This window comes from Exiguobacterium sp. UBA7533 (assembly GCF_002479335.1).
GTDB lineage: Bacteria > Bacillota > Bacilli > Exiguobacteriales > Exiguobacteriaceae > Exiguobacterium_A.
On the sequence record NZ_DLMP01000001.1, the window covers coordinates 82,157 to 105,777 of the forward strand.

A 23,621-nucleotide genomic window follows, 5' to 3' on the forward strand; every position below is an offset into this window, starting at 1 on the left:
CCTTAGTTAGCGAATGTAAGAGACGATACGAACTCACGCGCCCATCGATCAGCCTCAAGGATTTGATCCAAGGAAGGCTCCTCGATAAGTTCATGAGCTTGAAGCGCCGCCTCAACGCTCGCTTCGATTTCTAAAAAGCGAATGTCTCCTTTTAAGAAGCGATCCACCGCTTGTTCGTTCGCAGCATTGAGTACTGATGGCATCGATCCGCCGGCTTGACCTGCTTCAAAAGCAAGTCGCAACAACGGATAACGCTCAAATGAAGCATCAGCAAAGTGTAGGCGTCCGATTTCCTTTAAGTTTAACCGTTCTCCCCCTTGAATTTCAAGGCGGGACGGATATGTAAGAGCGTACTGAATCGGTTCTCGCATGTCAGGCATACCAAGTTGTGCCATGACCGCACCATCGTTGAATTCGACCATCGAGTGGATGATGGATTCACGGTGAATGACGACATCGATATCTGCATAATCGACATCAAATAACCAATGTGCTTCAATGACTTCGAACCCTTTGTTCATCATTGTCGCAGAATCAATCGTGATTTTTGCTCCCATCGACCAGTTTGGATGCGCTAGTGCTTGTTCGACCGTAACATTCGCTAACTCATCCCGCGTTTGGTCGCGGAAGCTACCACCTGAAGCCGTCAAGATGATTTGACGCACATCTTCACGACTTTCCCCGTTTAAGCATTGGAAAATCGCCGCATGTTCACTGTCAACTGGTAAGATCGTCACGTTTTTCTCACGTGCCAACTTCATGACAAGATGACCTGCCGTGACGAGTGTCTCCTTATTCGCAAGACCAATCGTCTTACCCGCCTCGATTGCAGCAAGCGTTGGACGTAAGCCAACAGCTCCTACGACCGCTGTAATGACCGTATCGACTTCGGGATGCGTCACGACATCAAGCAATTTTTCTTCACCGACAACGATCGTTGGCTGATAAGTCAAGTGTTGCTCGAGTTCTTGACGTGTCGTCTCATCTTGGACGCCGACAAGCATCGGTTGCAGACGGTTCAACCACGGTATGGCGACCGTCGTGTTTCGACCAAATGCAAAACTCGTCAATTCAAAAAGGTCTGGATTAGCCGCAATGACATCGAGCGTCTGCGTACCAATCGATCCTGTACCACCGATGATACTGATTTTCTTCATAATGAAGTGCCTCCTCAAGCAAAGATATCAAGTACGACGAGGACCGTAAAGACGATCATCATGCTGTCGAACCGATCTAGAATACCACCATGACCCGGTAGTAACGTTCCAGAATCTTTCACACCATAATGGCGTTTGTAAGCAGACTGGACCAAGTCACCAAGTTGCCCAACGACGGCAACGATGATGGCAAGGACAATGACTTTCCCAAAACCGACTGTCGGTTCGATACCTTCAAATACGACACCGAGTAAGATGGCAAGCAGTACGCCACCGACTGCCCCTTCGATCGTTTTGTTGGGACTGATCGACGGCCACAGTTTATTCTTACCGAATCGTTTCCCGACGAAGTAAGCGCCTGAATCCGTGAACCAGATCAAGAGGATAATCAACAGTGACCACGTTAATCCGTGTTCGAGTAAGCGGATATAGGCGAATGATGCAAAACCGACACCGACATACACGGCCGTCAGCAGTAAAAACGCAACATCATCGAACGTAAAGACATTTTTTGAGAATACGTTCCAGAAGAGACCGATCAATAAAATGATCATTGCCCAAGCGATTGGCGAAAGTCCGATCGGAAGCGTCTGATCGACTGCTTCTTCATAAATACCAACGAAAGGCAATAACGTCCCAATACCAAACAGAATCCGAGGAACGCGTGAGCCGCTCCATTGTCGCATCCGAACGAGCTCGGTATATCCGAGAAGCGTTAAGATTGCCATAAATGCTAAAAAGGGAAGTCCGCCGAGATACAGAAGTGCCAAAAAGATAGCACCAGCCCATATCCCTGTGATGATTCGAGTTTTCATAAGCTAGTTCCTCATTTAATCAGACGCCACCGAATCGGCGTGTCCGTTGATTGTAATCTTCAATTGCTGCTAAGAAAGCATTTCGGCGAAATTCTGGCCACAAGACGTCTGTGAAATAAAACTCCGCATATGCCGCTTGCCAAAGTAAAAAGTTCGATAACCGTTGTTCCCCACTCGTTCGAATGACGAAATCGACGTCGGTTACGGATCCTGTCATCAACTCGCGTTCAATCGTCTCCGGTGTAATCGCATCCGGTGACAGTGTTCCTGCCTGAACCTGTTCGCCCAGTTTTTGCATGACTTGAACGAGTTCATCGCGTCCTCCATAATTCAGAGCGAAAATCAGACGAAGTCCTGTATTATGTTGCGTATCCAGTTTCGCTTGTTCCACTGCCTCACGTGTGAAATGAGGGAGGCGTGATACTTCTCCTGCTACCTCGACTTTAACATTTTGCGCGTCTAACTCTTTTAAATCCGACTCTAAGAATTGCGCCGGCAGCTTCATGAGAAAACTCACTTCTTCTTCCGGACGCGTCCAATTCTCCGTCGAGAAAGCATATAATGTCAGACTCTTAATGCCGAGTTCATTTGCAACCCGAACGACTTCACGAATCGATTTCATACCTTCGCGATGTCCCATGATACGCGGAAGTCCGCGTTTTTGTGCCCATCTACCGTTTCCGTCCATGATGATAGCGACATGCTCTGGTACCCGATCATAGGTCTCGGTTTCTTTCGTCTGATTCAACCATTGAAACATCCGCACTTCCTCCTCTCTCAATTATGAAGAAAGGGACTCTTCGTGTGACAAAGAGTCCCCCCCATGACGATCCGTCGCGTCATACTTCCATGATTTCTTGTTCTTTTTCCGTTGCCGTCTGATCAAGTTGTTTAACGAACTTGTCTGTCAACGTCTGAACATCTTCTGTGTATCCACGCAGATCATCTTCTGTCAATGCACCATCTTTTTCTTGTTTCTTTAACTGCTCGTTCGTATCACGACGAATATTACGGAGGGCAACTTTACCTTCTTCCGTATACTTCTTGACGAGTTTGACGAGTTCCTTCCGGCGCTCTTCCGTTAATGGTGGAATCGCAAGACGGATGACCGTACCATCAGACGACGGCGCAAGACCAAGATCAGCACGTTGAATCGCTTTTTCGATTTCGCTGACCATTGATTTATCCCAAGGAGTGATCAAGATCAGACGTGCTTCTGGTGTGTTGACGTTCGCTACTTGATTGAGCGGTGTCGGTGAACCGTAGTATTCGACTTGAACGGGATCCAAAATCGCAACGTTTGCACGACCTGCGCGGAGCGTCGCAAGTTCTTTCTTAAGTGAAAGATGTGCTTTCTCCATCCGTTCTTCGGCTTGTTTTAAGATTTCTTTTGACATATTATTTCCCCCTTACGATTGTCCCGATTTCGTCACCGATGACGACACGTTTGATGTTACCTTCTTCCATCAACGAGAAGACGATGAGCGGGATGTCATTGTCCATACAAAGTGAAGTTGCTGTAGAATCCATAACTTGAAGTCCATCTTTTAAGACGTCCAAGTAAGAGAGCGTCTCGAATTTCTTCGCTTCTGGATCAACATTCGGGTCAGCTGAGTACACACCATCGACGTTGTTTTTCGCCATTAAGATGACCTCTGCTTCGATTTCAGCTGCACGAAGAGCAGCTGTCGTATCTGTCGAGAAGTACGGGTTCCCTGTACCTGCTGCAAAGATGACGACACGTCCTTTTTCAAGGTGACGCATCGCACGGCGGCGGATGTACGGTTCTGCTACTTGGCGCATCTCGATAGATGTTTGGACGCGTGTCTCGACACCTACATCTTCCAAGCTGTCTTGAAGCGCAAGCGAGTTCATGACTGTCGCTAACATCCCCATATAATCGGCGTTGGCCCGGTCCATCCCAAGTTCTGCACCTGTTTTGCCACGCCAAATGTTTCCAGCTCCGACGACGACCGCTACTTCAACGTTCAGTTCAACTAATTCGCGAATCTGTTCCGAGATAGATTTGACGATGACAGGATTGATTCCAAACCCTTGATCTCCTGCGAGCGCTTCTCCGCTCAATTTTAACACAATCCGGTTATATTTCGGTTGCATGACTATGTCCCCCTTGCTAAATTCCGTAAAAAAGGAACACGAACCACTTCCACACGAAAGTGGATTGAAGCATACGTGTTCCTTCTCTTGTCATCAGGATGATCCCGATTCTTATTTTTTAAGTTGGTTCATAACTTCTTCAGCGAAGTTCTCTTCGCGTTTTTCCATACCTTCTCCAACTTCGAAGCGTACGAATGACACGACTTTACCGCCTTTAGACTCTACATATTTACCAACTTTGAAGTCTGGATCTTTGACGAACGTTTGATCGACAAGGCAGATTTCCTCGAAGAACTTGTTCATACGACCAACGATCATTTTTTCAACGATGTTAGCTGGTTTTCCTTCGTTCAATGCTTGCTCAGTGAGGACTTTTTCTTCACGTGCTTTTTCTTCTTCTGTGACAGAAGTACGGTCAACGTAAAGTGGACGTGCTGCTGCGATGTGCATTGCAACGTCTTTTGCAACTGTTTCGTCTGTCGTACCTTCGATGACGACAACTGAACCGATGCGTCCACCCATGTGGAGGTAAGAACCGAAGACTGCATCATCTGCTTTTGTGAAGAGCGCTACACGACGGAGTGAGATTTTCTCTCCGATTGTTGAAGCTTCTTCTGAGATGTATGTGTCGATTGTTTTACCTGCTTCATATTCAGAAGCAAGAGCCGCTTCAGCTGTTTCTGAACCGTTACGGAGAACAGCGTTTGCGATGTTTTGAACGAGCGTTTGGAAACGTTCGTTTTTTGCAACGAAGTCTGTTTCTGAGTTGATTTCGACGAGTGCCGCTTTGTTGCCATCAACTGCAACTGCAGTCAATCCTTCAGCTGCGATACGATCGCCTTTTGCTGCTGCTTTAGCGATTCCTTTTTCACGCAAGAAATCTACTGCTGCATTCATATCACCGTCAGTTTCAACGAGTGCTTTTTTGCAGTCGAGCATACCTGCACCTGTTTTTTCACGAAGTTCTTTAACCATTGCTGCTGTAATAGCCATTCGATATTCCTCCTTATAACATCCTTATTTTCAAAAAAAAGGTGATAAAAGGTCGATTCCCTTTATCACCTGGCATCACGAATTACTCAGCGTCTGCTACTACTTCTTCAGTAGTTTCAGGTGCTACGTTATCTTCGCCTTGTTTAACTTCGAGGATTGCGTCAGCCATTTTACCAGTGAGCAATTTGACTGCACGGATCGCATCGTCGTTCGCTGGGATGACGTAGTCGATTTCGTCTGGATCACAGTTAGTATCAACAATCGCAACGATTGGGATGTTGAGTTTGTGTGCTTCTGCAATCGCGATACGCTCTTTGCGTGGGTCAACGATGAAGAGTGCATCCGGAACGCCTGGCATATCTTTGATACCGCCAAGGAATTTCTCAAGACGAGTCATTTCTTTTTTAAGAATGATGACTTCTTTTTTAGGAAGAACTTCGAATGTACCGTTCTCTTCCATTTTTTCGAGTTGTTTCAAACGGTTGATACGTTTTTTGATTGTAGAGAAGTTCGTGAGAGTTCCACCTAACCAACGTTCGTTGATGAAGTATTGACCTGCACGGATCGCTTCTTCTTTCACAGTGTCTTGAGCTTGTTTTTTCGTACCAACGAAAAGAACGTTTCCGCCTTCAGACGCTACTTCACGGATGAAGTTATATGCTTCGTCTACTTTTTTGACCGTTTTTTGAAGGTCGATGATGTAGATTCCGTTCCGTTCTGTGAAGATGTATTTTGCCATTTTTGGGTTCCAACGGCGTGTTTGGTGACCGAAGTGTACACCAGCTTCTAACAATTGTTTCATCGAGATTACTGCCATGATGAATTCCTCCTTTTGGGTTTTGGATGTCCTCCGCGATGATCGTCTGTCCAGCTAACCTATTAAAGGCACCGCAGCTGGCGATACATGCGTGCGTAATTAACACCGTAGACTAATATAGCATAAAGATTACCGAGGGGCAACCTTCGTTTGATGAGAAAGTTTAGCAATCAAAGCCACCTCGCCGGTCCCCCGATTCAAAGATCGTGCAAGCGTCTCAAGATCTGCTCCTTCTCGTAGCGCCTGCTTGATATCCGTTAACGATGGTTCCTTTGAAACGGACCGTTCGACTTCGACGGTTTCTGGCTTCTCATTTGTAGCAACCTGCACTATTTGTAAAGACGCATCCGGTACTTGATCAACGGGTTCGGTTGTCTCATATATAGATGTATCCGTCATGGCGTTGACGTGCTCCATGAAATGTAATAACACTTGTTCCGTCTCGTTTTTTTCGCGTTCTAAATGTGTGATCCGGTCTTTGAGCGCCGCCTGCTGACGAAATAAAACTAGCAGGGCATAACAGACGAGTGCAGCTAATAAGATATAAACGACAGTCATAATTCTCCCTTTCACATGGCGACACGATCTGCTAAATAGGCACTTCCGAGCGCATTTTTCAACTTACGAAGCGCTTTGGAATGGATTTGCGAAATACGGGAAGTCGAGAGTCCGAGAACTTCACCAATTTCAGTAAGCGTCAATTCCTCATAGTAGAACAAAGAAACGACAAGTTGTTCTTTTTCTGATAACCCTTCGACTTCCTCTGCCAGTTTAGCAATCAACTCACGCATTAACAACATATCTTCTGGTGTAGCGGTATCCGGATCAAGATAGGAGACGGTCATCGCTTTTCCCTCATCTTGTAACGTGACTGCTTCATCGATCGATAATACATTCGCGAAATAACTTTCTGCTAACGCACCCTTGACCTCGTCTGGTGTCATATTGACGATAGAAGAGACTTCTTCTATCGTCGGCGTCCGTTGCAAGGATTGTTCTAGGATCTCGACAGCTGCCTCGACCCGCTTTGCTTTTTCGCGTAAGGAACGTGGTAACCAATCGATTTTACGAAGCCCATCTAAAATAGCTCCTCGAATCCGAAAGGCGGCATACGTGTCGAATTTATTATTATGATTTTGATCGAATTTTTGAAGCGCATCGTACAATCCCATCATCCCTAAACTTTTCAACTCGTCTCGATCGACACTTTTAGGCAATGTCGCACTTAAACGCTGAACGTGGTATTGAACAAGTGGTTCATAATTGTGAAGTAACAGGTCTGCCACCGCAATATCGCGTGTGGTCAGCCATCGATCCCAAAGTTGTTGTAATTCCTCACGCATGACCATTCCTCCTCTAGATTTCCAGCGTCCCGACATTCACCGTCCGGATGACGAGACGCCCTGATTGTGAGTGGAACTCGATCGTTCGTCCATTCGTGCCGCCAACATCTTCAGCAACGAGTGGAATTTTGACTTGTTGAAGCATTGCTTTGACCGCAGCGATGTTTCGCTCACCGATCCGCATTGATTCATGTTCATATTTAAATTGAAACATCTGAGCCCCACCAGCAATCTTCGCACGTAATCGGATGGCACCACTTGCTCGAAGTTGGCGGGCTACTTCTAGAATTGCCGTATCGGCAAACTTCCCGACTTCAAGCTCCCGATTCCGACTGATAGCTGAATCAGGTAACATGACATGCGCCATACTCGATAACCCTTGTTCCAGGTCGTAGATGACAACGCCTACACACGATCCAAGACCTGCCGTTCGTAAAATGACGGGGTGCTTACTGATGGCGTACTCCGCAATGCCAATCCGTACGATTTCATCCATTCATGTCCACACCCAATCGTTCAAAGACCGTCTGAAAGGCGTTAGCTTCAGGCAACAAAAGTAAATGTCCGGTCAAATCGTTTCCTGCACTAGACAAGTGCGTGTCAATATAGACAGCCATATTTCCAGGAGTCGTTGATTCAAGTAAGGCTACTTCAAGTAACGCACCTACCATATCAAACGCCGATGCAGGAACACTGACATGTAACGATAAGTTAAGCCAATCGGAGATAGCCCGAGCATACGCTCCTATTAAAATATTCCCAATTTCTTCCCATGCGGAAACCCCCATTTCGTGGGACTCGGAAAAAAAGTGGAATTCCGTCTGCATCAATTGACTCACAAGTTTTTCTGCATCGCGTAGTGGCATCAAAAAGAGTAACGTGGCTTGAATGTCTCCAGAAAAACGTAATAATGCACCAGCAGTATACGTCTCAGCTCCTCCACTTCGCTCGACGATCGTCGTGAAATCCTCCAGCTCAGCGGAAGGGACTTCGATCTCAATCGGCTGTCCGAGTAAAGTAGAAAGTGCCGTTGCCGCGTGACCGGCTCCAATGTTGCCGACTTCTCTCAAGATGTCACGTTCGTTTGGGTTAAGCATGAACAATGTCCTCAAATAAGCGATTCGGTTCAATCAACGAGAACAATTGCTGATCGCCTTTGGCGACTGCAGTCAAATATGAGGCATCCTCCTGCTTTTGTTCACTGAGCGGTTCAATGCGAACATCCGTTGATTCGACGACTTCGTTTGCCCGGTCGACGATGAATCCAGCATCTCCATGCTCTAAAGTGGCGATGATGATGCGTGTCTCTTCTGTCTCTTTCGCTAACTCGAATCCAAGACGAGCACGCAAATCAATCACGGGCGTAACGACACCGCGTAAATTGATGACTCCTTTGACATAAGATGCAGCGTTCGGAATCCGCGTGATCGGGATGAGCCGTTCGATTGAACGAACAGACTGTACATCAATACCGTATGCATTATCTTCTAATTGAAAAACAACCCATTTTTGTTCCATCTTCGTTCCCCTCACTTCCGTAATAGTGCATTGCTGTCAATGATCAACGCGACTTGCCCGTCTCCAAGAATCGTCGCACCAGAAATGGCACGGATTCCTTCAAGATAACTGCCAAGTGGTTTCATGACGATCTCTTGTTGACCAATCAATTCAGATACAATCAAACCAGCTAATTTTTCACCACTCCGGACGACGACGACCGAATAGGCTTCTGCCTCATGTTGCGGCAACCCATAAACCTCATTTAACGAAATAAGCGGAACCAACTGCCCACGGAAATCAAATACTTTTTCCCGGTGTGCTTGTAGAATGGCTGATTTACGTAAAGAGGTTGTTTCGATGATGGCAGTCAATGGAATCGCATACGTCTCTTGTCCGAGTTCTACGAGCATGGCTGAGATGATCGATAGCGTCAGTGGTAAACTGATTCGGAAAATCGTTCCTTCTCCTCGACGTGTCTCGACGAACACTTCTCCGCCCAGTGACTCGATCTTCGATTTGACGACATCGAGACCAACACCACGACCAGACAAGTCGGTGACTTCTTCTGCCGTTGAGAAACCAGGTGCAAATAACAGCATCGAAGCCTCTTCCATCGTTAATTGCATTGCTTCTTCTTCCGTGATCAATCCTTTTTCAATCGCGATCCGTGTGACACGTTCGTGATTGATACCGGCTCCATCATCTTCAATCTCGATGAAGACCCGGTTTCCTGAGTGATAAGCACGTAGCGAAAGATTTCCTTCGACCGGCTTATTTGCTAAAATACGTTCTGCCTTGTTCTCAATCCCATGATCAATGGCATTTCGGATCAAGTGGACGAGCGGATCACCGATCTCATCGATAACTGTACGGTCAAGTTCCGTCTCGGCACCCGTAATGTGTAATTTGATATGTTTTCCGACATCTTTCGAAACGGAACGCACCATTCTTGGGAATCGGTTGAACACTTGTTCGATCGGCATCATCCGTAACGTTAGGACGAGCGATTGCAATTCATTCGTACCTCGTTTGATCCGTTCGACCGTATCTGTCAATTCAGGTGAGCTGACTTCTGCTGCAATACGCTCCAAACGTCCGCGATCGATGATGAACTCTTCGAACAGGTTCATCAAACGATCGATTCGCTCGAGGTTAACACGAATCGTTTTCGAAGCGACAGGCGCAGATATGTCTGTCTGGTCGGATGATTCCGGTGAAGCTACTGATGCAGAGACAGATGTCGGCACAGGAACTTCCTGCGGCAGTGTGGACGTCGCCACCTCCGCTTCAGGTGTTGTCTCGAATGTGTCGATCGTTACTATCGCAACTTCGGATACAGAAGCAATCGCTTCTTGAATCGTCACCTGATCTTGTTGCGTCACGAACAAGACTGAGAACGTCGTCTCAAAATGCTCCTGCTCCAGTTCATCAGATGTCGGGTTCGATAAGATGACATCTCCGAGTTGTTGTAAACGATCAAACACCATATAAACGCGTGCCGCTTTTAAGATGACGTCCGCCGAGAGTTCGACGTGGACGATATACGCTTGATAACCGGATGCAATCGATTGTTTGACGACTGCCTCCGAGTAAACGTCGCACTCAAAGGTTTGTGAAGCAACTATAGGTGTAACTGGAACGATTTCTTCTTGCTCGGGACGAATGAACTGCTGTAAACGTCTCACTGTTTCAGTGACGTCAAGCTTTCCTTTCCCACCTCGACTGATGTCTTCTACCATCGTCTCTAGTTGCTCGGCGGCTACGAAGAGAACATCGATCAGTTCAGCAGTAGCAGGTTGTTTTTTCGATCTGACTAAATCAAGGGCACTCTCCATCTCGTGCGTTAAATCAGCGATTGCGTCGTATCCCATCGTTCCTGCCATTCCTTTTAACGTATGGGCAGAACGGAAAATTTGATCGATGACCGCCTCGTCGTCTAGCCGCTCCTCAAAAACTAATAAGCTTGTATTGATTGCTTGTAAATGCTCCATCGACTCATCGAGGAACAACCCTACATATTCATTTAAGTCCATGACTGATACCCTCCTTTAATCTTAACGGACATGATCTTTTCTTTTTTTCAGACGATGTAACAATCGATCTAAAAACTTCCGTTCCTTGACTTGTACACCTGTTAACGATGTCGTGATGTGATCGAGCCGCCAACTGACGTCGCTCGTTCGATCCATCAAATAAAATGGCATCTGTGCCTTGACTGCTTTAACGACTGTCGGATCTTCTGGTAAAAAACCGGTAAAGCGAAGAGGTTTTTGCAAAAACTGTTGGCTGACAAGTGCTAATCGATCAAACGTTTCAAGCGCTTCCCCACCATTCGTCGCCCGATTGACGACAACGGAAATCGGAAGATCCGTCGCATGATGGTGTGCCAGTTTGACAAACGCATATCCGTCCATGATCGAAGTCGGCTCTGGCGTGACAATCAACCATGCTTCGTCTGCACTACTGATGAAATCAAATGTCTGATGATTCGCACCGGCTCCTAAATCGAGTAACACATAGTCATATTCATAGAAAAATTGGAACTCCCGTAGAAGGAACATCACGTCTTCCTTCGTCAGATTCGTCAATTCTGCAAAACCACTTCCGCCATGAATGAAATGAAGAGACGGAGACTGTTCCACGATTGCGTGCTGGAGTGATTCTCGTCGTTTGACGCATTCCATTAAAGATGACTTCGACGATTTACCGAATAGAATCCCGATGTTCGCCATTCCAATATCAAGATCAATCAAAAGCACTCGTTTTTCTTGCAACGATAATGCCACGCCAAGATTCACCGCGACATTCGTTTTTCCGACGCCACCTTTTCCACTCACGATGGCAATCGTCTTCGTTTCCTTGACGGTCACTTTAGATCGTAAGACACGTGCTTGATCTTCTCGCATCATCTCATCCCTCTCTCGACAATCATTCGGGATAACTCATCCGCCGTAGCGAACGTGATGTCTTCCGGCACTTCTTGCCCCGTCGTCACACAATAGATCGGCAACTTCGTCTCGGTCGCGAGTCCGAATATCGACCAGAGTTCACTTGTTTCATCTGCTTTCGAAAAGACGATTCCGGATAAAGGAATCTTGCCGAAACGGTCGTGGATTTGTAATAAATCTCGGTATTTCGAGGTCAAACTAAGAACCAAAAATACATCCGTATCCGCAAAATCATGCCGACTTCGTAACTGCTCCACATACGCTTCGTCTAAGAAATTTCGCCCCGCTGTATCGACAAGTACGATGTCACACGATGCTAACGCCTGCTTGGCTCGTTCGAAATCATCCAAGTCATATGCGACATGAATCGGAATGCCTAATATGTCTGCATATGTTTTTAATTGTTCAATCGCTGAGATCCGGTATGTATCGGTCGTGATGAGTCCAACTCGTTGATTTTTAATGAGAGCATGGTGAGCAGCAAGCTTAGCGATGGTCGTTGTCTTTCCGACACCAGTCGGTCCTGTCAACATGACATACCGTGCAGTCGACGGTGTGACGCGTAATGACGCTTTCACTTCTTCCGTCAAGAGATCCGTTAACTCCGTTTGTTGTGTTTGATAATACGCAGTCAATAACCGTTCGTGTAATCGTTCAGATACCTGCTGTAACGCTGGTTCAGCCAGTAACGGCGCATAATGTCGCAATTCTTTTGGCAATGGTCGCTCGCCGACCGTAACAATCGTCGGACGCACTGGTACTGGTTGGATAATTTCCACAACCTCCTGTCGACTCGTTGCTTGCTTCGAGACGACAGGTTCGCTTGAGACATGTTCATCCACCGATGCAACCAATTCCACTTTTTTCTTCGCAAATAAACCAAAGAATCCGCCCACTTTGATGTGGCGAGTATTTAATATAATGGCATCGTTCCCGAGTTCGCGTTTGATCCGTTCCATGGCCTCGCTAACAGAATCCGCCGTGACTTTTTTGACTATCATCTCTTAAATCACCCCAATACTCTTGACTTCGATCGTCGGCATTAATTCGTTATAGGACAAAATCGGAATATCTGGAAAATAGCGTTCTGTCAATTGACGAACGAACATCCGGATACTTGGAGAAGTCAGGATGATCGGATGCGCCCCGTATCGTTCGAATTCCATTGCTCGCTCTTGCAACGTCTCGATGAAACGTGTCGCCTTTTCGGGATCAAGCGCTAAATAATTACCGAACTCAGTCTTTTGGATGGCCGACTGGATATCCAGTTCCATCTCACTTGAGATCGTCACGACGTGCAAGACATCTCCTTGCATGACCTGTTCCGTAATTTGACGCGATAAGGATTGACGAACATATTCCGCGAGCAATTCGCTGTCTTTCGTCACAGCTGCATAGTCTGCGAGCGTTTCGAAAATCAATGGTAGATTTCGAATCGAGACTTTTTCTTTTAGTAATTGAACGAATACTTTTTGAAGTTCACCGATCGATAACAGCTGTGGTGTGACTTCTTCGACTAGAATCGGATGCGATTCCTTCAAATGGTCGACCAATTGTTTCGTCTCTTCTCGTCCGAGTAATTCAGCGGCATGTTTCTTCAAGAGCTCCGTCAAATGTGTCGCGACGACAGATGGTGGATCAACGACCGTATACCCTGACATCTCTGCTCGACTACGTGTCTGTTCATCAATCCAGAGTGCTGGCATACCAAAGGCTGGTTCGACCGTTTCGATACCTCGAATTTCTGGATCATCGACACCTGGGCTCATCGCTAAGTAATGATCCAGTAAAAGCTCACCACTTGCCATCTCACTTCCGCGAATCTTGATTCGATACTGGTTCGGGGATAACTGCAGATGATCGCGAATCCGAACGGTCGGTAGAACGAATCCAAGTTCAAGCGCTAGTTGCCGACGAATCATGACGACACGATCGAGTAAATCGCCGCCTTGGGCTTCATCAGCGAGTGGAATCAATCCGTAACCGAATTCGAATTCAATCGTATCGACATTGAGTAAGGAAATGACTGATTCGCTTGATCGTAAGTTTTCACTCGGTGCTTCTTCAACCGCAACTTCTTCTTGCATCGTCTTCGTCGTCTGCTTCATCCGCCAAGCGAAGAAGCCGAACAGGATTGCAATCGGCATCGTGACGTAATCGGGAATCGCCGTGAACAATCCGAGTAAGAAGATCGCCCCAGCTGCGATTCCGACAAGTAAAGGTGTCCGTGCCAATTGACCGATGACATCTTCACCGAGGTTTCCGTCTGAAGTCGAGCGCGTGACGATGATCCCGGTCGCCACCGAAATTAAAAGGGCTGGAATCTGACTGACAAGTCCGTCTCCGACCGTCAGTAACGTATACAGTTTGACTGAGTCCGCCATCGGTAAACCTTGCTGAACGACACCGATGATCATACCGAAGATTAAATTGATGATGACGATGATGATCCCGGCGATCGCATCTCCTTTAACGAACTTCGAGGCACCATCCATCGCACCGTAAAAGTCTGCTTCAGATTGGATTTTTTGGCGGCGGGTCCGAGCTTGTAATTCATCGATCATACCGGAATTCAAATCGGCGTCGATTGCCATCTGTTTCCCTGGCATCGCATCAAGCGTAAAACGTGCCGACACTTCTGAGACCCGTTCCGAACCCTTCGTGATGACGAGGAACTGGATTAAGACGAGAATCAAGAATACGACGAAGCCGACGAGGGCATTTCCGCCGACGACGAAATCACCAAATGCTTCAATGACTTCGCCACCGTTTCCGTTTGACAGGATTGCCCGTGTCGTCGAAACGTTAAGCGCAAGACGAAACAAGGTAACGATCAATAACAATGTTGGAAAGACAGAAAACTCTAGTGCCTCTTTGGCATTCATCGCAACGAGCAATACCATCAAGGCAATGAGAATATTGATGATGATTAAAAAATCGAGCATGATAGCGGGCAGTGGAATGACGAGCATGAAGACGATCATGATGACGCCTAGCAGGACCGTTAAATCTCTTGTTGATATACTCATGATGCTTCATCCTTTCATTTTGCTTGTTTCAGTTGATAGACAAAGGCGAGTGTTTCAGCGAGCGCCTGATAGAACGTTTCATCCACTGCCATACCAATTTCTGATTGAGCGAACAACGCCCGCGCGAGCGGACGGTTTTCAACAATCGGGACCTCAGCTGCTGTCGCCTTCTCCCGAATCCGGAACGCGACAGCATCTACGCCTTTTGCAACGACGATCGGTGCCATATGTTTACCGTCATCGTATTGGATCGCTACCGCATAATGGGTCGGGTTCGTGATAACGACGTCGGCATTTGGTATTTCTTGCATCATCCGCCGCATCGCCATCTCCCGTTGTTGTTGTTTAATCTTTCCTTTGATTTGAGGGTCACCCTCTGTGTTTTTATGCTCATCCTTTAAATCCTGCTTACTCATTCGGATCGACTTCTCGAAATCAAATTTCTGATAGGCAAAATCAAGAATGGCTAATGCAATCAAGGCGATACTGACCGATAAACCGAGTAAAAATGTTAAATGACCAATGATAGCTAACGCATCGCCAATCGGTTCCGAGGTCAATCTCGAGATCTCGACCTTGTTGTTCCATAAGACTGTTCCACTTGTTACACCGATCACCAGCAATTTAAAGACCGATTTCAAAAACTCGACAAGTGCTTTGACGCTCACGATCCGTTTGACGCCTTGAAGCGGATTGATCCGGTCCAGTTTCGGCTGAATCGCCTCACCGCTTAAGAGCACACCGATTTGGACGAAGTTTCCGAGAATACCAATCACGACCGCTGTTAAAAAGAAAGGTGCGACTAAAATCCCCATTTGCATCAGCATCTCGATGAGAATCTGTTCAACTCGTCCTTCTTCAACCGCTTGCAGGACTTGACTAGCACTAAGACCATCTTGCAGGACGAGAACGAAACGCCGTCCTAGAAACGGACCAAAAAAATAGAGGACGAGAAACATGGCGAACAACATGAAACTGCTTGTTAAATCTGCTGATTTTGCGACTTGTCCCTTCTTACGGGAGTCATCCCGCTTTCGAGGTGTCGCCTTTTCCGTCTTTTCACCAGCGAAATACTGAAGATCAAGGCGTAATCGATATGAATGCATGTCCTCAACCTCCTAGTAATCGAATGGCATCTGCAAGTACATCCTGCAACAACGGAACGAATCGACCGATTCCTGTGATCGTTGCACCTGCTAATAAAAATAGAATCACATATCCCATCAGCAGTTTGACGGAAAAACCAATCGCGAAAATGTTGAACTGAGGTGCCGTCTTCGCGAGGAATCCGAGTGCGAGATCCACTAAAAATAGGGAAACGACAAGTGGCATCGCCATTTGTAACGCAGTTAACATGGCAAGCCCAACGACCCGAATGACAAGACTCATCCCAGCGTCGCCCGATACCGCAAGCAGACTGCCCGGCGGAAAGATTTGAAAACTCGTGTAGATTCCGTCAAGCAGGATTAAATGCATATCAGAAGCGAGTAGAACAAGTAACGTCAACATGTAATAAAATCTTCCGACGATCGGTGACTGTCCACCAAACATCGGGTCATAAGCGGAAGCCATCGCGAGACCCATCTGCAAATCGATGATCGAACCGGCAATTTGTGGCGCATACAATAAAAAACTAGCAAGTAAACCAAGCGCTAGACCCACTAAAACTTCCGTTCCCATCCGAAAGAAAAAATCGAAGTCTTCTACTCGAACGTCTGTCTTTACAGCGTAACTCGCAAAGTAAGCAAGACCGGCCGCAAGCGCTAATTTATGTTGCGCTGGTAATTGCTTTGAGGAAAACAATGGAGCCGCGACAAGAAAACCGACGATTCGTCCAAAGACGAGCAAAAAAACACTCAGGAAAGATAGTAACGTCATTTGCGGGAAACCTCAGCGATTTGCTTAAATAAGTCAATCGTAAAGGTCTGTAATTCCTGCATGATCCATGGTCCGAAAAAAACGAGTGCTAAAAATACGGCAACGATCTTTGGAACGAACGATAGCGTCTGTTCCTGAATCTGTGTCGTCGCCTGCAAAATACTGACGAGCAGACCGACGACGAGCGAGACCAGTAATAAGGGAGCTGATACTTTTAGTAATGTCCAGACAGCAGAGCTTGCCAACTGAATAATCATTTCTTGAGTCATCTTCTCTCCCCCTAACGCATACTGACGAGCAGTGATTCAACGATCAGGTGCCAGCCATCGACTAAAATAAATAACAAAAGTTTAAACGGTAAGGCAATCATGACCGGCGGTAACATCATCATCCCCATCGACATCAAGACACTCGAGACGACCATATCAATGACAAGGAATGGAATGAAGATCATGAATCCGATTTGAAAAGCCGTCTTTAATTCACTAATCGCATATGCTGGAACGAGTGCGACGAGTGGGATATCTTCAATCTTTTTCGGTTTTTCATAATTGCCGTATTTTAAGAACAACTCTAAATCATTCGTTCGCGTGTGTTTCGACATGAATCGCTTCATCGTATCCCCAGCTTTATCAAATGCCTCATCTTGACTGATTTTATCTGCCATATACGGTTTCAAGGCTGTCGTGTTCAATTCTGATAAAACGGGTGACATGACGAACAGCGTGATGAACAGTGCCAGTCCAACGAGTAGCTGGTTCGGCGGCGTTTGTTGTGTTCCAAGGGCAGAACGGACAAAAGACAACACGACGACGACACGCGTAAAACAAGTCATCAAGATCAGTAATGAAGGGGCTAACGACAATAATGTCAGCAATACGAGTAGTTTGATCGATGTCGCCGTTCCTGAAGGAGTATCAAGTGAGATTAGATTTTCAATCGTGTTCATGAGCGTCCTCGATTCTTTTGCAATTGTTCGAGTTGTTGTTTGAATGTCTCAAGAAACGGTGAAGATCCCGTTTTAGATGAAGACTCTTCAAGATCCATCGGCTCATATCCCTCTAAATCATCAAGTGTATCTAACAACTGTACGTTCTCTCCAACACCTACGACATAAATCCTGTCCTGCACCTTCACTAACTGGACGGATCGATCCTTTCCTAGTGGTACACCACCTAGGTGAGTCAATCGACCAGAATGTCTCACACCTCGTGTCCGTTCATGAATGAATCGTGTCACAAGGATGAATCCGCCGATCAAAACGACGAGAACGACGACTCCTTTGAAGATAGTCAACGCCATGGAAGGACTCTCATCGACTTGCTGAGTCGTTGGTGTATCGCTCTGAGTTGGATTCAATTTTTCTTCGACTGTTTCCGCTTGCACAGGAAGCGCAAGCAGAAACAGGAGACAAATCAGCAAAGTCACTTTTTTCATGACGAGACAGTTTTCGAGACCGCTTCAAGCACGCGATCCGCTTGGAACGGTTTAACGATGAAATCTTTTGCACCTGCTTGAATCGCATCGATGACCATCGACTGTTGCCCCATCGCTGAACACATGATGACTTTAGCGGCAGGGTTAAATGCTTTGATTTCTTTAAGCGCAGAGATTCCGTCCATTTCAGGCATCGTAATGTCTAGCGTGACGAGGTCCGGTGTCAATTCCTTGTACTTAGAGACCGCTTCTCGTCCGTTTTCTGCTTCACCGACGACATCATAGCCGTTCTTCGATAAGATTTCCTTGATCATCATCCGCATGAAAGCGGCGTCGTCTACGATTAATACTTTTGCACTCATATTAGTTCCTCCTTAGAACATCCGAAGACGTTCTTTTGTATTTACGATTTCTGTAATGCGTACACCGAAGTTTTCTTCGATGACGACCACTTCACCTGTTGCGATCAATGTATTGTTGACGAGAACGTCAACCGGTTCTCCTGCCAGTTTATCCAGCTCAATCACGGAACCTTGTGTCAATTCCAATATGTCACGAACGGAGCGACGTGTCCGTCCTAACTCAACCGTGACGTTCAACGGAACGTCATATAACATCCCAATATTTCCTGGCGTACCCTCTACTTCCATCTCACCTAATTGGCTGAATTGAACCGGACTGACACCGACTGGCGTTGCTTTCGGTTCAGGTGATGCAACTGTAGTTTGTTGTGCCATTGCTGGCGCCGATGGTGGTGATGGTGATGGTTGTGCTTGCTCCGTTACTTGTGGTGCAGGCTCTGCTTGTTGAGTCGTACTCGCGCTAAAGAGTTTTTGAATCAATTGTTTCGAGAAGTCCAGTGGTGCTAATTGAACGATTTTTGAATCGATCATCGTGCCAATCTTAAGATCAAACTCGATGATGACCATGTTCTCCCAAAGAGAAAAGCTATCGACGATACTCTTATCTTGAGAAAAGTCGAAGATTTCAACTGCTGGCGGCGAAATATCGATTCGCATCGAGAATACAGTCGACATCGAGGTAGCAGCTGCTCCCATCATCTGGTTCATCGCTTCCTGTACGGCAGATAGAGCAATCGGGTCCATCTCCAGTGACTCGTCGATGACGCCATCGCCTCCCATCATCAGGTTCGCGATGACGGAAGCATCTCGCTGTGTCAGGATCAGGACGTTTTCTCCTTTGAATCCTTCCGTATAACCGACACGTAGCGCGACGTGCGGAATCGGATAACGACTGCGTAATTCTTCCATGGAGATCATTCGGACGTGCGGTGTCGTAATCTCTACTTTTTGATTCAACAATGCCGATAAGGCCGTTGCCGAATTACCAAGTGAGATATTTCCGACCTCCCCTAATGCATCAATCTCCATGTCATCTAGTATTTCCTTTACGTCTGGCTCTTGCGGTTCATCGGTGGATGGCGTTCCGCGTAATAACGCATCGATTTCATCTTGCGAAAGCATATCGCTCATGTTATTCCTCCTCAATTCGTTGTAAGACTTGCAAAGCGAGGTGTTTCCCGTTTAATCCCGGTCGCGCCTTGAACATCTTCCGGTCGTCGACGAATACATCGACGGCATCCGAGGCTCGTGTCTTCAGGGATAAACAATCGCCTACTTCGAGGTGTAACAATTCACCAAACGAAAGCTCTGTTTGGCCGAGCACTGCTTTTAAATCGACGACGGAACTCATCAACTGCGTTTGCATGTGTTCAGACTCTTGATTATCTGCTGTCGTTCGCTTTTCTTGTTGCATCCAATAATGACTTGATAATTTCGGAAGAACGGATTCAAGGGTCACGAACGGCAAGCAGACATTCAACGTACCGCTCACTTCTCCGACCGTTACGTAAATCGAGACGAGAATGACTGTCTCATTTGGAGAGACCAGTTGCAGAAACTGCGGATTGATTTCCAAATCATCGTATTCCGCTTCGACTTCTGTTACCGACTCCCAAGCCGCCCCGTATTGAACAAAGGCACGCTTGAACAGTTGTGTTAGTATACGTGTCTCGATTTCCGTCAAATTCTCGATCTTGTTCATTCCTTCACCTGGTCCCCCAAGTAAACGATCGAGCATCGCATAGGCGATGTTCGGATTGACTTCAAATAAGACTTTTCCATCGAGCGGATGAAGATTCACTAGATTAATCAACGTCATGTTCGGAATGGAATGAATGAATTCATCATACGGAAGTTGTTCGACCGTATTAACCGTGAACTGAACATATGTCCGAAGTTGTGCAGAAAAATGTGTCGTCAAGACTCGGGCGAACTGTTCATGAATACGCGTCAAATTCCGTAATTGATCTTTTGAGAAACGGAGTGCTCGTTTAAAGTCATAGACCTTGACTCGACGCTGCTCCTCTTGACTTCGGATTTCCTCGACTTCCATATCTCCGCTTGAAATGGCTGATAGCAAGGCATCGATTTCATGTTGGGATAATACTTCGCTCATGCTGCCACCTCACTGGATGATTTTTTTCGTCGTGTAGACACGCTGGACATCGCCTTCTTGGATGAGCTTTTTGAATTGCATCCGTAACCGCTCTTCAAGCTTCTCCATATCCGCTTTTGAGTCTAAGTCCGACTTTTTCATAGCCGAAAGGTCACCCAAGATGATGTTATTGATTTGAAACTTTCGTAATTCTAAATCGTCACGCGTTGCTTGATCATCGGTGACGATCGTGAACTGGACATTTAAGAAACGTTCGTCAGCGATGTTCGTTGTCAAGTCGTCCGTTTGCAGACTTCGTGCATCAAGTTCTTCACCTGTCGGTTGTTCAACTTTTGCTTCCGTCGTGTCATTTGCTAAAAAATAATTCATGATCATGTATCCTGCCCCGATCATCAATGCTGCAACAATGATCATGATCAAGGGGATTTTCAGTTTACTCTTCTTCTTTTCCTCGGCCATCTTCGAGCCTCCTTACACTGTTCAAGCCCGCTAATCCGATTTGTTGATAAAAAGCGATTGCGATTGCTTTGACCTCTTCCATTGATTCCTTCACGACATAAATCTGTCCTCCGATGAGTTGAATCGTCGTATCCGGTGTAGAACGGACGGATTCGATCAACACGGCGTTCAGTACGAGTGGTGCGTTACGTAACGTCGTTAACGTGATCATCGTTTCAAATTGACCAGTTCCTCAAGAACCTGGTCCGATGTCGTGATAATTCGCGTATTCGCCTGGAAACCACGTTGAGCAATGATCATCTCCGTGAATTCTTCTGATAAGTCGACGTTCGACATCTCAAGCGTTCCCGACGTCAACTGTCCCATTCCGTTCAAGCTCGGTGTTCCGAGTACCGGTGGACCTGAGTTCTGTGATGCGGCGAATACGTTGACACCTGATTTTTCTAGACCACCCGGGTTAGCAAAGTTCGCGATCGTGATATAACCGACGTTTTGCAATGCTCCCGTCGTATCGACGTAAGTGACGAGACCGTCTTTACCAATCGATAAGTTACGTGCATCCGTTGGTACTTTTAGTTTTTGGAATCCTGCACCACCTGCTTCCGGGAGTGGTACTGGCGGAGTACCGTTTGCAGCTGCTTGTGTCCCGGTACCGATTAAGTAGTTTCCGTCACCTGTAACTAAGTTTCCATCAAGATCCGTATAGAAGTTACCTGAACGGGTATAACGAATCCCTTCCGCCGTGACGACCTGGAAGAATCCTTCCCCAGAGATCCCGACATCGAGGACGCGACCTGTATTCTGAAGCGCACCTTGGTTATACACATTATCGACTGTTGACATCGATGCTCCAAGACCGACCTGTTTCGGGTTCGTCCCACCGACATTGCCGCCTGCACCAGATGATGAGCCGACCGATTGACTGACGAGGTCTTTAAACGTCACCCGTCCTTTTTTATAACCGAACGTGTTGACGTTCGCGATGTTATTCCCGACGACATCCAGTTTTGTCTGGAAGTTCTTAAGCCCACTGATTCCTGAATACATTGAACGTAACATTATTTTTCCTCCTTTGATTGAATCTGCGTCAACTCGTAAACACTGATCTGTTTTCCGTTCGATAGTTCGGCCATGATATCCAGCCCATCCCGTTTTACACTAACGACACTGGCTGTCTCTTCGACGGTGGTCGTCTGCTCAGCACCTGAAGCATCCGTCGTCTTCGACTCCGCTTCATAACTGACTTTTTTACCAATCAGATTGCTGTAGGACAGCAATGCTGTTGCATGTTGGTTCAAAACCATCGTATCCATCGTCTTCCCGATTGCTTGCATCTGTTCCAGCGAAGAAAACTGGGCCATTTGAGCGATGAAATCCTTGTCTTCCATCGGTGCTGTTGGATCCTGATTCGAAAGCTGGGCAATCAGAATTTTCATGAACATATCCTTATCCATCGCTTTATTCGTCGGTACCTGTGATTTTTCAGGAAGCTGGTATGAACTACTATCCGTTTTGATTGCGTCAGTCATCGTCTTCCTCCTCTTCTTCGTCTACTGGAACGGGTGTCTCTTGATACGGTGACTCATGCTCCTGCTGATCACGTGTGAAAGATTGTTGGAACTCCCGCGCACTCGAAGCAATCATCCCCGTCTCGATCTTTACGACTGGTGTCTGTTGATGCAAGACGGTTTGTAATTTCCCAAGTTGTTGCTCGATTGATTGTTTTGCTTGCTCGGTGCTCGCAAATAGTTTGACAGTCAATGCCCCTTCTTTACGATCGAGTTGAACGACAACCTCACCAAGTTGCTCTGGGTACAGGCGAATCGACAATCGTGTGGACCCATCCGCACCTTTTATGAATGGTGCTTGCTGCAGTGCGGCTTCAATCCGTTGTTGAATCTGTTCTGAGACAGGTAGCGGCACTGGACGAATCGTTTGCAACGGAGTGCCTCTGTAAATCGGCATACTCATCGGAGGCGGTGCGGCTTTTCCTTCTGGATCAACGGGCATGGTCGCTTTTCGCATGAGTGAAGCGAATGCTAACGGAAGCGGTGTTTTTCCTTTTGCCTGCTCGGCTACAGCTACAGTGTCCGGCTTGATCGTTTCGACAACAGAACCAGTTTGCGGGAGTGTCTGTTTCACTGGCATCGCAGAAACCACTCCGTCCATTGTTGAAACTGGCGACTGCTTTAACATGTTCGTGTCATAATCTTTTACTTTGATCGTATCATTCGTCATTGTCTGCAAGACGAACTGTTGAAGTGATGGTGGCAATTGATCGAACTGACCTTTCGCCTGCTCCATATTTCCTTCGAGCAATTGTTTGACGAACGCTAGAAGTTGCTCCATTTTCTTTGGGTCTTGTTTTAACGCCTCTACTTCTGGTTGTTTCAGTAAGGAGAGAATCTCATCCGGCTGGTCTACAAGTTGTTGCATCCAGTCCGGTAAGGGTTGCGTCTCCGTTTCCGGCTCGAGTGTCATCGCATCCGCTGAGACTGATGACGGTAACGCCGTCGGCAGTTTTGTCAGATAATCAAGTAATGAGGCGAATTGACCACCAACCGTAGTCATCTCTCCTTTTTTTCCTGATCCTGTATTTAAGGTCGGGAAGGATGGTTGTGTTACTTCCGTCATGTTCATCAGGCTTCC

Annotated in this window: 29 protein-coding genes; all 29 read right to left on the reverse strand. The window is 46.7% G+C overall.

What is annotated here, in order from left to right; all coding sequences use genetic code 11:
- Positions 1-2: 2 nt before the first annotated feature.
- Positions 3-1,157, reverse strand: coding sequence for a 1-deoxy-D-xylulose-5-phosphate reductoisomerase (locus B2U10_RS00405; protein WP_290785144.1), 1,155 nt, complete (start codon positions 1,155-1,157; stop codon positions 3-5).
- Between the two features lie 14 nt (positions 1,158-1,171).
- Positions 1,172-1,972: a phosphatidate cytidylyltransferase gene (locus B2U10_RS00410; protein ID WP_035407053.1), complete on the reverse strand. Its 801-nt coding sequence runs from the start codon at positions 1,970-1,972 to the stop codon at positions 1,172-1,174.
- A 19-nt stretch (positions 1,973-1,991) separates the two neighbouring features.
- Positions 1,992-2,732 carry an isoprenyl transferase gene (locus B2U10_RS00415; RefSeq protein WP_290785146.1) on the reverse strand — a complete coding sequence of 247 codons (741 nt, stop codon included), beginning with the start codon at positions 2,730-2,732 and terminating at the stop codon, positions 1,992-1,994.
- 79 nt (positions 2,733-2,811) lie between these two features.
- Positions 2,812-3,369, reverse strand: a complete 558-nt coding sequence (frr, locus tag B2U10_RS00420) for a ribosome recycling factor (RefSeq protein WP_023468691.1) — start codon at positions 3,367-3,369, stop codon at positions 2,812-2,814.
- Between the two features lies 1 nt (position 3,370).
- Positions 3,371-4,090 (reverse strand): UMP kinase, encoded by a 720-nt coding sequence (gene pyrH / locus B2U10_RS00425; protein ID WP_029342047.1) that lies wholly within the window; start codon positions 4,088-4,090, stop codon positions 3,371-3,373.
- A 111-nt stretch (positions 4,091-4,201) separates the two neighbouring features.
- Positions 4,202-5,083, reverse strand: a complete 882-nt coding sequence (gene tsf, locus B2U10_RS00430; protein ID WP_056062207.1) for a translation elongation factor Ts — start codon at positions 5,081-5,083, stop codon at positions 4,202-4,204.
- Positions 5,084-5,165: 82 nt separating this feature from the next.
- Complete coding sequence (rpsB, locus tag B2U10_RS00435; protein WP_012370721.1) at positions 5,166-5,900, reverse strand: 30S ribosomal protein S2; 735 nt, start codon at positions 5,898-5,900, stop codon at positions 5,166-5,168.
- A gap of 129 nt (positions 5,901-6,029) precedes the next feature.
- Entirely contained in the window at positions 6,030-6,458 is a 429-nt protein-coding gene (locus tag B2U10_RS00440) for a hypothetical protein (protein ID WP_035407047.1), read from the reverse strand.
- An 11-nt stretch (positions 6,459-6,469) separates the two neighbouring features.
- Positions 6,470-7,243, reverse strand: a complete 774-nt coding sequence (locus B2U10_RS00445) for a FliA/WhiG family RNA polymerase sigma factor (RefSeq protein WP_035407044.1) — start codon at positions 7,241-7,243, stop codon at positions 6,470-6,472.
- A gap of 13 nt (positions 7,244-7,256) precedes the next feature.
- A complete protein-coding gene (locus tag B2U10_RS00450) occupies positions 7,257-7,739 on the reverse strand; it encodes a chemotaxis protein CheD (RefSeq protein ID WP_035407042.1) in 483 nt (160 codons plus the stop codon).
- The gene (locus tag B2U10_RS00455) at positions 7,732-8,340 is read right to left on the reverse strand and encodes a chemotaxis protein CheC (RefSeq protein ID WP_035407039.1); all 609 of its coding nucleotides are present in this window, start codon (positions 8,338-8,340) and stop codon (positions 7,732-7,734) included. Before B2U10_RS00455 ends, B2U10_RS00450 begins: the two co-directional genes overlap by 8 nt.
- Positions 8,333-8,761: a chemotaxis protein CheW gene (locus tag B2U10_RS00460; protein WP_035407036.1), complete on the reverse strand. Its 429-nt coding sequence runs from the start codon at positions 8,759-8,761 to the stop codon at positions 8,333-8,335. The genes B2U10_RS00455 and B2U10_RS00460 overlap by 8 nt, the downstream gene beginning before the upstream one ends.
- Before the next feature lie 11 nt (positions 8,762-8,772).
- Complete coding sequence (locus B2U10_RS00465) at positions 8,773-10,776, reverse strand: chemotaxis protein CheA (RefSeq protein ID WP_290785148.1); 2,004 nt, start codon at positions 10,774-10,776, stop codon at positions 8,773-8,775.
- A 21-nt stretch (positions 10,777-10,797) separates the two neighbouring features.
- Complete coding sequence (locus B2U10_RS00470) at positions 10,798-11,652, reverse strand: MinD/ParA family protein (RefSeq protein ID WP_052018993.1); 855 nt, start codon at positions 11,650-11,652, stop codon at positions 10,798-10,800.
- A complete protein-coding gene (locus B2U10_RS00475; RefSeq protein ID WP_035407027.1) occupies positions 11,649-12,692 on the reverse strand; it encodes a flagellar biosynthesis protein FlhF in 1,044 nt (347 codons plus the stop codon). The genes B2U10_RS00470 and B2U10_RS00475 overlap by 4 nt, the downstream gene beginning before the upstream one ends.
- Positions 12,693-12,695: 3 nt before the next feature.
- The gene (gene flhA / locus B2U10_RS00480) at positions 12,696-14,720 is read right to left on the reverse strand and encodes a flagellar biosynthesis protein FlhA (RefSeq protein ID WP_035407024.1); all 2,025 of its coding nucleotides are present in this window, start codon (positions 14,718-14,720) and stop codon (positions 12,696-12,698) included.
- Positions 14,721-14,734: 14 nt separating this feature from the next.
- A complete protein-coding gene (gene flhB, locus B2U10_RS00485) occupies positions 14,735-15,826 on the reverse strand; it encodes a flagellar biosynthesis protein FlhB (RefSeq protein ID WP_035407021.1) in 1,092 nt (363 codons plus the stop codon).
- 4 nt (positions 15,827-15,830) lie between these two features.
- Complete coding sequence (fliR, locus tag B2U10_RS00490) at positions 15,831-16,598, reverse strand: flagellar biosynthetic protein FliR (protein WP_035407018.1); 768 nt, start codon at positions 16,596-16,598, stop codon at positions 15,831-15,833.
- A complete protein-coding gene (fliQ, locus tag B2U10_RS00495) occupies positions 16,595-16,867 on the reverse strand; it encodes a flagellar biosynthesis protein FliQ (RefSeq protein ID WP_023468705.1) in 273 nt (90 codons plus the stop codon). Before fliQ ends, fliR begins: the two co-directional genes overlap by 4 nt.
- Positions 16,868-16,878: 11 nt before the next feature.
- A complete protein-coding gene (gene fliP, locus B2U10_RS00500) occupies positions 16,879-17,547 on the reverse strand; it encodes a flagellar type III secretion system pore protein FliP (protein WP_035407016.1) in 669 nt (222 codons plus the stop codon).
- Positions 17,544-18,035: a flagellar biosynthetic protein FliO gene (locus tag B2U10_RS00505; protein WP_035407011.1), complete on the reverse strand. Its 492-nt coding sequence runs from the start codon at positions 18,033-18,035 to the stop codon at positions 17,544-17,546. Before B2U10_RS00505 ends, fliP begins: the two co-directional genes overlap by 4 nt.
- Positions 18,032-18,397 (reverse strand): response regulator, encoded by a 366-nt coding sequence (locus B2U10_RS00510; protein WP_035407009.1) that lies wholly within the window; start codon positions 18,395-18,397, stop codon positions 18,032-18,034. Before B2U10_RS00510 ends, B2U10_RS00505 begins: the two co-directional genes overlap by 4 nt.
- A gap of 12 nt (positions 18,398-18,409) precedes the next feature.
- Positions 18,410-19,528: a flagellar motor switch phosphatase FliY gene (fliY, locus tag B2U10_RS00515; protein ID WP_035407007.1), complete on the reverse strand. Its 1,119-nt coding sequence runs from the start codon at positions 19,526-19,528 to the stop codon at positions 18,410-18,412.
- Between the two features lies 1 nt (position 19,529).
- Entirely contained in the window at positions 19,530-20,513 is a 984-nt protein-coding gene (gene fliM, locus B2U10_RS00520) for a flagellar motor switch protein FliM (RefSeq protein WP_029342065.1), read from the reverse strand.
- Positions 20,514-20,522: 9 nt separating this feature from the next.
- Positions 20,523-20,972, reverse strand: a complete 450-nt coding sequence (locus B2U10_RS00525; protein WP_035407004.1) for a flagellar basal body-associated FliL family protein — start codon at positions 20,970-20,972, stop codon at positions 20,523-20,525.
- Positions 20,947-21,183 (reverse strand): flagellar FlbD family protein, encoded by a 237-nt coding sequence (locus tag B2U10_RS00530; RefSeq protein ID WP_035407001.1) that lies wholly within the window; start codon positions 21,181-21,183, stop codon positions 20,947-20,949. The genes B2U10_RS00525 and B2U10_RS00530 overlap by 26 nt, the downstream gene beginning before the upstream one ends.
- Positions 21,180-22,031: a flagellar basal body rod protein FlgG gene (flgG, locus tag B2U10_RS00535; RefSeq protein ID WP_035406998.1), complete on the reverse strand. Its 852-nt coding sequence runs from the start codon at positions 22,029-22,031 to the stop codon at positions 21,180-21,182. The genes B2U10_RS00530 and flgG overlap by 4 nt, the downstream gene beginning before the upstream one ends.
- Positions 22,031-22,501 (reverse strand): flagellar hook capping FlgD N-terminal domain-containing protein, encoded by a 471-nt coding sequence (locus B2U10_RS00540; protein ID WP_035406995.1) that lies wholly within the window; start codon positions 22,499-22,501, stop codon positions 22,031-22,033. Before B2U10_RS00540 ends, flgG begins: the two co-directional genes overlap by 1 nt.
- Positions 22,494-23,612, reverse strand: a complete 1,119-nt coding sequence (locus B2U10_RS00545; RefSeq protein ID WP_035406992.1) for a flagellar hook-length control protein FliK — start codon at positions 23,610-23,612, stop codon at positions 22,494-22,496. Before B2U10_RS00545 ends, B2U10_RS00540 begins: the two co-directional genes overlap by 8 nt.
- Positions 23,613-23,621 lie beyond the last annotated feature (9 nt).